Origin of the sequence: Paenibacillus koleovorans NBRC 103111 (genome assembly GCF_004000845.1) — a bacterium.
GTDB lineage: Bacteria > Bacillota > Bacilli > Paenibacillales > NBRC-103111 > Paenibacillus_AA > Paenibacillus_AA koleovorans.
Map to the genome: position 1 here is coordinate 77,484 of NZ_BIMA01000016.1, position 10,962 is coordinate 88,445.

11 protein-coding genes are annotated in these 10,962 nt (G+C 55.4%); all 11 read left to right on the forward strand.

Features of this window, described 5'->3' with window-relative positions; all coding sequences use genetic code 11:
• Nucleotides 1-87 precede the first annotated feature (87 nt).
• The 11 genes from PKO02S_RS07775 (at nt 88) to PKO02S_RS07825 (ending at nt 10,897) form a co-directional block, all read left to right on the forward strand.
• Nucleotides 88-1,215 carry a polysaccharide deacetylase family protein gene (locus PKO02S_RS07775; protein WP_246066872.1) on the forward strand — a complete coding sequence of 376 codons (1,128 nt, stop codon included), beginning with the start codon at nt 88-90 and terminating at the stop codon, nt 1,213-1,215.
• 117 nt (nt 1,216-1,332) lie between these two features.
• On the forward strand, nt 1,333-2,589 hold the full coding sequence (locus PKO02S_RS07780) for a M16 family metallopeptidase (RefSeq protein WP_127580710.1): 1,257 nt from the start codon (nt 1,333-1,335) through the stop codon (nt 2,587-2,589).
• On the forward strand, nt 2,576-3,031 hold the full coding sequence (gene dut / locus PKO02S_RS07785) for a dUTP diphosphatase (protein WP_281280415.1): 456 nt from the start codon (nt 2,576-2,578) through the stop codon (nt 3,029-3,031). The genes PKO02S_RS07780 and dut overlap by 14 nt, the downstream gene beginning before the upstream one ends.
• 149 nt (nt 3,032-3,180) lie before the next feature.
• Nucleotides 3,181-4,080, forward strand: a complete 900-nt coding sequence (gene dpsA / locus PKO02S_RS07790; RefSeq protein ID WP_127580712.1) for a dipicolinate synthase subunit DpsA — start codon at nt 3,181-3,183, stop codon at nt 4,078-4,080.
• Entirely contained in the window at nt 4,077-4,679 is a 603-nt protein-coding gene (locus PKO02S_RS07795; protein ID WP_127580714.1) for a dipicolinate synthase subunit B, read from the forward strand. The genes dpsA and PKO02S_RS07795 overlap by 4 nt, the downstream gene beginning before the upstream one ends.
• 31 nt (nt 4,680-4,710) lie before the next feature.
• Complete coding sequence (locus PKO02S_RS07800; RefSeq protein WP_127580716.1) at nt 4,711-5,751, forward strand: aspartate-semialdehyde dehydrogenase; 1,041 nt, start codon at nt 4,711-4,713, stop codon at nt 5,749-5,751.
• Nucleotides 5,752-5,774: 23 nt separating this feature from the next.
• Nucleotides 5,775-6,998, forward strand: a complete 1,224-nt coding sequence (gene dapG / locus PKO02S_RS07805; protein WP_127580718.1) for an aspartate kinase — start codon at nt 5,775-5,777, stop codon at nt 6,996-6,998.
• An 18-nt stretch (nt 6,999-7,016) separates the two neighbouring features.
• Entirely contained in the window at nt 7,017-7,880 is an 864-nt protein-coding gene (gene dapA / locus PKO02S_RS07810; protein ID WP_127580720.1) for a 4-hydroxy-tetrahydrodipicolinate synthase, read from the forward strand.
• A gap of 175 nt (nt 7,881-8,055) precedes the next feature.
• The gene (locus PKO02S_RS07815; protein ID WP_127580722.1) at nt 8,056-9,732 is read left to right on the forward strand and encodes a ribonuclease J; all 1,677 of its coding nucleotides are present in this window, start codon (nt 8,056-8,058) and stop codon (nt 9,730-9,732) included.
• Nucleotides 9,733-9,872: 140 nt separating this feature from the next.
• On the forward strand, nt 9,873-10,670 hold the full coding sequence (locus tag PKO02S_RS07820; protein ID WP_127580724.1) for a ClpP family protease: 798 nt from the start codon (nt 9,873-9,875) through the stop codon (nt 10,668-10,670).
• A complete protein-coding gene (locus PKO02S_RS07825; RefSeq protein ID WP_127580726.1) occupies nt 10,667-10,897 on the forward strand; it encodes a YlzJ-like family protein in 231 nt (76 codons plus the stop codon). The genes PKO02S_RS07820 and PKO02S_RS07825 overlap by 4 nt, the downstream gene beginning before the upstream one ends.
• Nucleotides 10,898-10,962: the final 65 nt, after the last annotated feature.

The window sequence follows — 10,962 nt, forward strand, 5'->3', positions numbered from 1 at the left end:
CGTAGGGCTCCGTGACGGTCTATTCGGATATTAGCCGGCATAGGATGGGGATACTAGAGGGACAACCAGGAACGGGGTGTTGATCAAGTGAAGAGAAGTTGGTTTGTTCTAGCCGGGGCGGGTCTTCTGCTGACATGGGGACTGTTTCAGTCGGACAACCTGGATGCTTTTATCAAGTCGGGACAGTTGAGAGCAACTGTAGCGCGTGAGCCCGCGGGAACGGCACAGCCGCCCGGGAGCAGCCCCGCGTCCGGTCATGTCCCTCTATCGACTGGCCCCATCGCCTCCGCTTTGAATCCGCAGGAGAAGGAAGCGAAGCTCCAAGCCGAGGCGGCCGCCGCACAGGCCAAGCTGGTGCGCGACACGCAGCTGCTGGACCGGATCCGGCAGGAAGCGGAGAAGCGCAAGCTGGCGCCGATCAACGCCAAAATCGATCGGGTGTGGAAGGCGATTCCGGGTTTGAACGGGCGTGAGCTGGACGTAGAAGCGACTTGGCAGCAGGCGGTCAAGCTGCTGGAATCGGGTGCAGAGTCATTCCCGCTTGTGTATAAGGAAATTCCGCCTTCCGTGAAGCTAGAGGATCTAGGCGCGCAGCCGATCTACAAAGGGAATCCGAATAAGCCGATGATCGCTCTCATGATCAATGTAGCTTGGGGAGACGAGTTTCTTCCGAAAATGCTGGAGGTGCTCGACAAGGAGCAGGTCAAAGCTACCTTTTTCCTTGACGGCTCTTGGCTCAAGAAGTCGACGGAGACGGCCAAGACGATCGGCGGCAAAGGCCATGAGCTGTCCAATCACGCCTATTCGCACAAAAACATGAGCCAGCTCGGCCGCCAACAAGCGACGGAAGAGATTACGAAAACCGAGTCGTTGTTAAACGGTCTGGGGATCAAGAACACGCTGTTCGCACCGCCATCCGGCGACTACAACGAACAGACGGTGCAGATCGCAAGCGAGCTGGGGCTGAAAACGGTTCTATGGACGCTCGACACGGTCGATTGGAAAAATCCGGGAGCCGACACGATTCTGAGGCGGCTCACTCCGCGGCTGGAGCCTGGCGCTTTGATCCTGATGCATCCGACCGTCTCATCAAGCGAAGCGTTGGAGCAGCTTATCCGGAATATTAAGGAGAAGGGATTCCAGCTAGGTACCGTCTCGGAGCTTCTCTCACCGTCCCGATTGCAGGCACCGGAGCCGGAATCAATCCGCTTCTAGATTCGCCTGCTTTTTACAGTGGGATGCTTGTATTACAGTTGCGATAGGAGTGGGGATTCTGATATATTGAAAGCATTGTTTGATGTGTTAGGTTCATACCGCGAGGGGGAATCCCGATTGATCAGAATGCAATTACAGAATGGCCTGCGGGTAATCCTGGAGAAAATTCCGACGTGCCGGTCCGTGTCGTTCGGGATTTGGGTCAAAACAGGATCGCGCAATGAGAACGAAGCCAACAACGGGATTTCTCATTTTATCGAACATATGCTTTTCAAAGGCACGGATCGTTTCTCCGCCAAGGAAATCGCCGAGACGTTCGACGGAATCGGAGGCAACGTAAACGCCTTCACTTCAAAAGAATATACGTGTTATTACGCGAAAGTATTGGATCAGCATTTGCCGATCGCCGTAGACGTGCTAGCCGACATGTTCTTCAACTCCACGTTTGACCCGGGGGAGCTGGATAAGGAGCGCAACGTCATCCTGGAAGAAATATCCATGTATGACGATACGCCCGACGATCTCGTGCATGATCTGATTGCCCGCGCCGCCTATGAGACTCATCCGCTGGGATACTCCATTCTCGGAACCGAAACGAACTTGTCGGCGATGACTTCCGAGTCGCTCTCTGAGTATATGCGCCAGAATTACCGGATCGACAACACCGTAATCAGCCTGGCCGGCAACTTGAGCGACGATGTGATCGAATTGCTCGAGAAGCATTTCGGCGGATTCACCAACGCGGGAACTGGGAAGGCTGTCCTCGCGCCGCAATATGGGGCTCAGTCGATTTTCCATAAGAAGGACACGGAGCAAAACCATATTTGCTTGTCGCTCCCCGGCTGCTCCTTGCAAGATCCGTTGCTCTATCCGATGATTTTGCTGAACAACGTAATCGGCGGCGGGATGAGCTCGCATCTGTTCCAGGAAATTCGCGAGAAGCGGGGACTGGCTTACTCCGTCTATTCGTACCATACCGCGCATATCGATAGCGGCATGTTCACCATCTACATGGGAACGGCGCCGAAGCAAACGACCGAAGTGCTCGACGTGACGCTGGAGCTGCTGCGGACGATCAACGAGAAGGGGCTCACAGAAGCCGAGCTGAAGAAAGGCAAGGAGCAGCTAAAGGGCAGCTTCATTCTTAGCCTGGAAAGCACGAGCAGCCGGATGAACCGGTTGGGCAAAAATGAGCTCATGATCGGCAAGCATTTTTCGATGGATGAAATTTTAGACCGGATCGACGCAGTGTCGATGAACGATCTCAGCCAGCTGGTGCAAACGATGTTCAAACATCCGTTCGCGCTTTCGATGGTGGGAAAGTCCGATCAAGCGATCACGGCATTCAGGAGGGATCCGCTTGTCTTCGCCTGATGTTGTACAACTGCTCCGTTTGCCCGGCTGCGAAGACGTCCAGCTGCCGCAGCGGATGTCCGAGCAAGCGAGCGGATACGACTTGTATGCGGCCGTGGCGGAACCGCTCGTGCTGCAGCCCGGGGAGCGCGCACTCGTGCCGACCGGGATCGCGATTGCAATGCCGGGCCATCTGGAAGCGCAGATTCGGCCGCGCAGCGGGCTCGCCTTCAAGCATGGCATCACCTGCTTGAACACGCCCGGTACGATCGACGCGGATTACCGTGGGGAGATCAAAGTTTTGCTGATCAATCTGGGCCATCATCCTTTTACAATTGAACGTAACGAGCGGATTGCGCAGATGGTATTTCAACAAGTCCCTGCCGTCCGCCTGGAGCCGGTGCTGCAGCTCGAAGAGACGCAACGCGGCGCTGGAGGCTTCGGCCACACGGGAACCAAATAAGTGCGTCCTTCTGGAGAAATGCCTTCCTACATATGTAGGAAGGCGTTTTTGCGTTGTGGCGACGGGCCTTGGGCTGGAACCCATCACCCCGGGACGGCATAAGATGTCATATGGTTGAGGGAGTGAGGAAAGGAGCGCAAACAATTGCCATGTTGACCGGAGTACAAATAACCGTCATCGGCGGAGACGCCCGTCAGCTGGAAGTCATCCAAACGTTCGTGGAACTGGACGCGACTGTCTTGTTGATCGGATTCGATAATTTGCAAAATCAGTACAGCGGGGCGACCAAATCGAGCTTGACGCCGGAGGCGCTCGAAGCGAGCGATGCCGTGATTTTGCCTGTTGTCGGAACGGACGATAAAGGCATGGTGGATTCGTTGTTCTCGACGACGGAGCTGCAGCTTACAGAGGCTCATATTCAGAGCTTGCCGAAGCATGCCAAAGTATACACAGGAATGGCGAAGTCTTACTTGAAAAGCTTGTGCGCGGATGCGGGCGTGGCTTTGGTCGAGCTGCTAGAGCGCGACGATGTAGCCATCTACAATTCGATTCCAACCGCAGAGGGCGCCGTTATGATGGCGATCCAAAATACGGATATTACGATTCACGGGTCGAGCTGCATGGTGCTGGGACTCGGTCGGACCGGGTTCACGATGGCCAGGACGCTGCAAGGATTAGGGGCGCACGTGAAGGTCGGAATTCGTCGTCCGGAGCATTTCGCACGTGCCTGGGAGATGGGGTTTACGCCGTTTTACTTAGCCGATTTGGCGCAGCACGTAGCCAATATCGACTTGCTTTTTAATACAATTCCGACTATGATAGTCACAGCACAGATTATTGCCAATATTCCTCACCGGGCCGTCCTCATTGACCTGGCTTCCAAGCCGGGCGGGATGGACTTCCGCTTCGCGGAGAAGCGCGGCATCAAGGCGATGCTCGCCCCCGGATTGCCTGGAATCGTCGCTCCCAAGACTGCTGGACGCATCATAGCGAGAACGGTCAGCCAGCTCATCTTGGAAGATGCCGCTACAGGGAGGAAAACGCAATGAATTGGCAAGGAAAAACGGTCGGCTTCGCCTTAACAGGCTCACATTGCACGTTTGCGGAAGTAATGCCGCATATTCAAGCTTTCGTCGATCAAGGGGCGCGGGTGATCCCGATCGCCTCGCAGACGCTGATGACTACCGATACGCGGTTCGGCACATCGGAGAATTGGCAGAAGCAATTGAAAGATATAACCGGGAATGATATCATTTCTACCATAGTGGAAGCCGAACCGCTCGGGCCTTCCAAGCTGCTCGACGTCATGCTCATCGCGCCCTGCACAGGCAACACTACGAGCAAGCTGGCGAATGCGCAGACCGACAGCCCGGTGCTGATGGCCGCCAAAGCCCAGATGCGCAATCAGCGGCCGCTCGTGCTGGCGATATCCACGAACGACGGGCTCGGCCTGAACGCCGCGAACATCGCCAAGCTGCTGGTCGCCAAAAATATTTATTTCGTTCCGTTCGGTCAAGACGCCCCGATCGCCAAGCCGAATTCCCTGGTAGCCCGGATGGAATTGGCCATGGAGACTTGTGCGGCGGCTTTGGAGCATAAGCAATTGCAACCTATGGTGGTCGAGAAGTTCAATTATATGAACTCCTGATAACAGCATGAACGGAGGGGGAGAGCAGGAGATGTCGAGCCAGAAGCGTTTCAACGTAGCAGTCGTGGGGGCAACCGGCGCGGTTGGCGAGCAGATCATCCGCCTGCTGGAGGAACGGAGCTTCCCGATTCAAGAGCTGAAGCTGCTATCCTCCGCTCGCTCCGCCGGCAAGACCATACCGTTCAGAGGGCAAGACCTGATCGTCCAAGAGGCGACACCCGACAGCTTCCGCGGGGTGGAGATCGCCTTGTTCAGCGCAGGCGGCGACGTCAGCCGCAGGCTCGTGCCGCATGCGGTAGAGCATGGGGCGATCTGCATCGACAATACGAGCGCCTTCCGGATGGATCCGGAGACGCCGCTCGTCGTGCCGGAAGTGAACGTCGACAAGATCAACGAGCATCGCGGCGTTATCGCGAACCCGAACTGCTCGACGATCCAGATGGTCGTTGCGCTCAAGCCGTTGTACGACCGGTATGGCATCTCCAGGATCATCGTCTCGACGTACCAGGCCGTATCCGGCGCGGGTGCCATGGCAATCGACGAGCTGCTGCGCCAGTCCAAGGCGGTGCTGGAGGGAGAAGAGGCGAAGCCGGAGCTGTTGCCGGTCGGTTCGCTTCCGGTGAAGCATCCGATCGCGTTCAACGCTATTCCGCAGATCGATAAGTTCACGGAGAACGGCTTTACTTACGAAGAAATGAAGATGATTCTCGAAACGCAAAAGATTATGGGCGACGACTCGCTCGAAGTGACCGCGACATGCGTCCGCATCCCGGTTGTGTACGGCCATTCCGAGTCCGTCTACGTGGAATTGAAATCCGATTTCGACGTGGAGGACGTGAAGCGTCTGTTGGCTGAGGCGCCGGGCATCGTGCTGCAGGATGATCCGGCCTCTCAGCTGTATCCGCTCGCTACGGAAGCGGCCGGTAAGCTGGAGACGTTCGTCGGTCGCGTGCGCCGGGATTTGAACAATCCGCGTGCTTTGAACATGTGGATCGTATCCGACAATTTGTTGAAGGGCGCCGCCTGGAACGCCGTTCAGATTGCGGAGTATATTGCCATCGAGCAGCCTTAAGCTGAACGTTTGGAGGGAAGAAGATGCGCATTCTTGTGCAAAAGTTTGGCGGAACTTCCCTCTCCGATCCCAAATCCAGATCTCATGCCATTCATCACATCCAACAAGCACTATCCCAACATTATGCCTTAGTCGTAGTAGTATCCGCTATGGGAAGACGGGGAGACCCTTACGCCACGGACACGTTGCTGGACTTGATCCGGCAAAACGGCAACGCTATTCCCGCGAGGGAACGCGACATGCTGATGGGCTGCGGAGAGATCATCTCGGCAGCCGTGCTATGCAGTGAATTGAATACGTTATCGATTCCCGCGACCGTGCTGACCGGCGGCCAAGCCGGGTTTCGGACGGACCGCCGTTTCGGCAATGCGCATATCGAATCAATGCAGCCCGCCCGTATTTTGCAGCAGCTGGAGCTGGGCAAGGTCGTTATCGTTACAGGCTTCCAAGGCCAGACCGACGACCTGGACATGACCACACTCGGACGAGGCGGCAGCGATACGTCGGCCACCGCGCTCGGGGCTGCGTTGAAGGCGGAGTTCGTCGATATATTCACCGATGTGAACGGAATTTTTACTGCAGACCCTCGGATCGTCGGCGATGCTCAAGCAATCGTGAGCGTCACATATGCCGAAATTTGCAACATGGCGTATCAAGGAGCGAAGGTCATCCATCCGAGAGCGGTTGAGATCGCAATGGAGGCGAACATCCCGATTCGGGTTCGTTCCACATTCACAGACGATCTGGGAACATTGGTCGCCTCGCCGGATTCACTTAGAAGTCTGGATAAGCTGGTCAAGGACCGTTATGTGACCGGGATCGCGCATGTGCCGGCGGTCACTCAGATTCGGGTGACTTCCCGCGACGGACATTATGATCTTCAGTTGAAGGTGTTCAAGGCGATGGCTCAGCATCAGATCAGCGTCGATTTTATCAACGTGAATCCTTCGGGCGTTATGTATACCGTATTCGATACCGAGGCGGAGCGGGCGGTTTCCATCTTGCGCGAGATGGGACTTGAGCCTGGGCTGCAGCCTAGCTGTGTCAAGGTTTCGGTCATCGGCGGCGGCATGAACGGCGTTCCCGGCATTATGGCGCATATCGTGGAAGCTTTAACAGAAGAAGACATCCAAATTTTGCAATCGGCCGACTCCAATACGACAATCTGGGTGCTTGTCCAGCAAGCCGATATGGGAAAAGCCGTCCGAGCGCTGCATCATAAATTTCAACTACACAAAACCGTTTGATCAAGGAGGACAACTCGCGTGGATTTCGGAAAAGTCATCACCGCAATGGTCACCCCTTTTCAGGAGGATCTGTCGATCGATTGGAAGCAAGTCGACGTCTTGATCGATTACCTCATTGAAGAACAACAGTCGGACGCACTGGTTATTAGCGGTACAACGGGAGAATCGCCTACTCTGTCGGACGCGGAGAAGCTGCAGCTGTTCGAAGCTGCGGTGAAGCGGGCGAACGGCCGCGCTAAGATCATTGCCGGCACCGGCAGTAACGATACGCGCCACTCGATCCATCTGACACGCGAAGCCGAGAAGCTCGGGGTGGACGGCGTTCTGCTCGTTGCCCCTTATTATAACCGTCCTTCCCAAGAAGGCTTGTATCAACATTTCAAGGCGATTGCGGAGAGCACGTCGCTGCCGATTATGGTGTACAACGTGCCGCATCGTACGGGCATTCAACTGGCTGCCGAGACGACGATCCGGTTGTCCAGGATTGAGAACATCGTGGCTTCCAAGGAAGCGACGCCGGATCTCAATCATATTTCCGAAGTCATCGCCAAATCGGCGGAAGGTTTTCGCGTCTATGGCGGGGATGACAGCTTGACATTGCCTGTGCTGGCTATCGGCGGGTATGGGATTGTCAGCGTTGCGAGTCATGTCATCGGTCGTGAAATGAAGCAGCTCGTGGAAGCATTCTACGCGGGACAGAATACGGCAGCCGCCCAGCTTCATGCCAAGCTGTTCCCGGTGTTCACCGGTATTTTCAAAGTACCGAGCCCGGCTCCGATCAAACATGCTCTGAATATTAGAGGTGTGCATGTGGGGGGCGTTCGCCTGCCGCTGCTGCCGGTGAGCGAAGAGGAAGGACTATTTGTAGCCTCGCTGTTTTAAAGTCGGTTTGCGCGCAAGCCGGGTAGAGGCAGCCGCATTCCGGAGCTGATTCCGCTCGACTTGTGTTCGTTCGCCGGCATCATGTATAATAATGGCAAGTGACTGGTTCGGTTAAATCGTTTTGGTTTGTTTGTTCCAAGATCGTCGCTAATTTAAAAATATAGGAGGTATAGAGTTGTCTAAGAAAAATATAGAGAAGTTATCCATTTTCGCTCTTGGCGGCGTGGGCGAGATTGGTAAAAATATGTACTGTGTCCAATATGCGAACGATATCGTTGTGATCGACTCCGGTCTGAAATTTCCCGAAGAGGACATGCTCGGCATCGACATTGTCATTCCCGATATTTCATACTTGACGGAGAATCGCGACAAAGTAAGAGCCATCCTGATTACGCACGGACATGAAGACCATATCGGCGGGTTGCCTTATGTGCTGAAGAGCCTGAATGTGCCGGTCTACGCGACACGGCTAACGATGGGGCTGATCGAAGGCAAGCTGAAGGAAGCCGGGTTGCTCGGCGATACGAAACGGATCGTCATCACTAGTGAATCGGAGATTTCGCTCGGTACGATCAAGGCTACGTTCTTCCGTACGAACCACAGTATTCCGGATTCCGTCGGGGTGTGCCTGGAGACGCCGGAAGGCAACGTCGTGCATACAGGCGACTTCAAGTTCGACCAGACACCGGTAAACGAACAGTACGCCGATCTGCACAAGATGGCCCAATTGGGACACAGGGGCGTATTGGCATTACTGTCGGACAGTACGAACGCAGAGCGGCCAGGGTACACGCCATCGGAGCGCAATGTAGGGCGTGAACTGGTGGAAGTATTCCGCAGAGCGAAGCAACGCGTTGTCGTGGCGACATTCGCCTCGAACGTCCATCGGGTTCAGCAAGTGATGGACGCCGCTGCCGTTACACGCCGCAAGGTGACCGTCATCGGCCGCAGCATGGTGAATGTGGTGTCGATCGCACAGGAGCTCGGGTACTTGACCATTCCGGACGGGATGCTGATCGAGCCGGAGGAAGTGAACAAGCTGGCGGCCGATCGGGTCGTCATCCTGTGTACGGGCAGCCAAGGCGAGCCGATGTCAGCCCTGACGCGGATGGCGCGTTCGACGCACCGCAAGGTGGACATCCTGCCTGGCGACACGGTCGTGATCGCAGCTACGCCTATTCCAGGCAATGAGCGTTATGTCGGTCGCGTAGTAGACGAGCTGTTCCGCATCGGTGCGAACGTGATCTACGGACCGGGCTCCGTCTCGGGCGTACACGTCTCCGGCCACGGCAGCCAGGAAGAGCTGAAGCTGATGCTGAATCTGATGAAGCCGAAGTTCTTCATCCCGATTCACGGCGAATACCGGATGCTTCGTCACCACGCCATGCTTGCAGAGGAAATCGGCATGGACCGGGAAGACATTTTCATTACCGATATCGGCGATACGGTAGAGATTCAGGGCGGGGTTGCTCGACGTGGGTCGAAGGTGTCTTGCGGCAATACGTTGATCGACGGCTTAGGCGTAGGCGATGTAGGCAATATCGTGCTTCGGGATCGCAAGCTGCTGTCGCAGGACGGTATTCTCGTCGTTGTCGTCACCCTCAGCAAGCAGGATGGGGCCATTATGTCCGGACCGGATATCATTTCAAGAGGGTTTGTGTATGTACGCGAGTCCGAAGGGCTTCTGGAGGAAGCGAATAAGATCGTCACGAACACACTCAATCGGCTCATGGTAGAGAACGTCAACGAATGGGCGTCTCTCAAAACACAAGTAAAAGATGCACTTGGACGATTTTTGTATGAACAAACCAGAAGAAGACCGATGATCCTTCCGATCATTATGGAAGTGTAATTCAACGTACAGTCACTTGTACAAAAAACAACGTTTTAGAGGAAGCCCCGGGACATGCTGTCCTGGGGCTTTCGGCATTCCGCGCATAATATGCTCGTGACAACCGATACTAGATAGGATCATTTGTCAGGAGGCTGCTTATGCCATACAATCCGACCAACGAACAACCGGAACCGCAAGATTCGCCGGACGAGAAGCGCAAAAATCCGGTCTTGGACAATATCCAGCAGCTGGGGCAGACAAGCACCCCGACTGCGGAGTCGAACATTTACTGCATGACGATCATCGGTCAGGTGGAAGGGCATCTCGTGCTCCCGCCGCAAAACAAGACGACCAAATATGAGCATCTCATCCCTCAGTTGGTCGCAGCCGAACAAAATCCGAAGGTAGAGGGCATGCTCATCATCCTGAATACGGTGGGGGGCGATGTGGAGGCGGGGCTCGCGATCGCCGAGATGATTGCCACCATTTCCAAACCGACCGTGACGCTGGTACTGGGCGGCGGGCACAGCATCGGCGTGCCGATCGCCGTATCGGCGGACTATTCGTTTATCGCGGAGACGGCTACGATGACGATTCATCCGATTCGGTTAAACGGGCTCATCATTGGCGTGCCGCAGACGTTCGAATACTTGGAAAAGATGCAGGAGCGGGTCATCCGTTTCGTCACGCGCCATTCGAAGGTCAACGAGCAAGTGTTCAAGGAGCTTATGTTCAAAACCGGCGAGCTGACGCGTGATATCGGGACGACCGTAATCGGCCAAGACGCCGTGAAGCATGGGTTGATCAATAGCGTGGGCGGGATAGGCGACGCCTTGCGCGAGTTGAATCGGCGCATTGAGGAAACGCGCAAGTCTCGGAAGGCACAGCAGCCCCAGTTGGTAGGAGCAGGTGCAGGCATAGGCGCATCCGCCGGAGCGGACGGTGAAGGAGGATGATCTTCTATTCGTGTGTACCGGAGGAGGTCGTCTTCGAAAACTGGGACATGCCTCAAGAGCCGATCATCGATGTGACCGTAAATGGGCTGCTGATGCAGGTCCAACCGGTGAGCGCGCACCAAGCCCGAATCGTAAGGCTGATTAGCCCCGATCCGCAGCAATATTTGAACCCGGCCTATGCGCCAGGACAATGGATCGAATACCGACCGTACACGGGCACCTATTGATTCGAATGAGTTGCATCAGGAAGCGCGAGCAATCGCGCTTTTTTTAACAAATAAGAAAGTTTAAG

Coding starts and splice junctions, on each gene's coding strand:
- PKO02S_RS07795 (WP_127580714.1), top strand. CDS start 4,077: ATGAATTGGCAAGGAAAAACGGTCGGCTTCGCCTTAACAGGCTCACAT.
- PKO02S_RS07820 (WP_127580724.1), top strand. CDS start 9,873: ATGCCATACAATCCGACCAACGAACAACCGGAACCGCAAGATTCGCCG.
- dapG (WP_127580718.1), top strand. CDS start 5,775: ATGCGCATTCTTGTGCAAAAGTTTGGCGGAACTTCCCTCTCCGATCCC.
- PKO02S_RS07825 (WP_127580726.1), top strand. CDS start 10,667: ATGATCTTCTATTCGTGTGTACCGGAGGAGGTCGTCTTCGAAAACTGG.
- dpsA (WP_127580712.1), top strand. CDS start 3,181: ATGTTGACCGGAGTACAAATAACCGTCATCGGCGGAGACGCCCGTCAG.
- PKO02S_RS07800 (WP_127580716.1), top strand. CDS start 4,711: ATGTCGAGCCAGAAGCGTTTCAACGTAGCAGTCGTGGGGGCAACCGGC.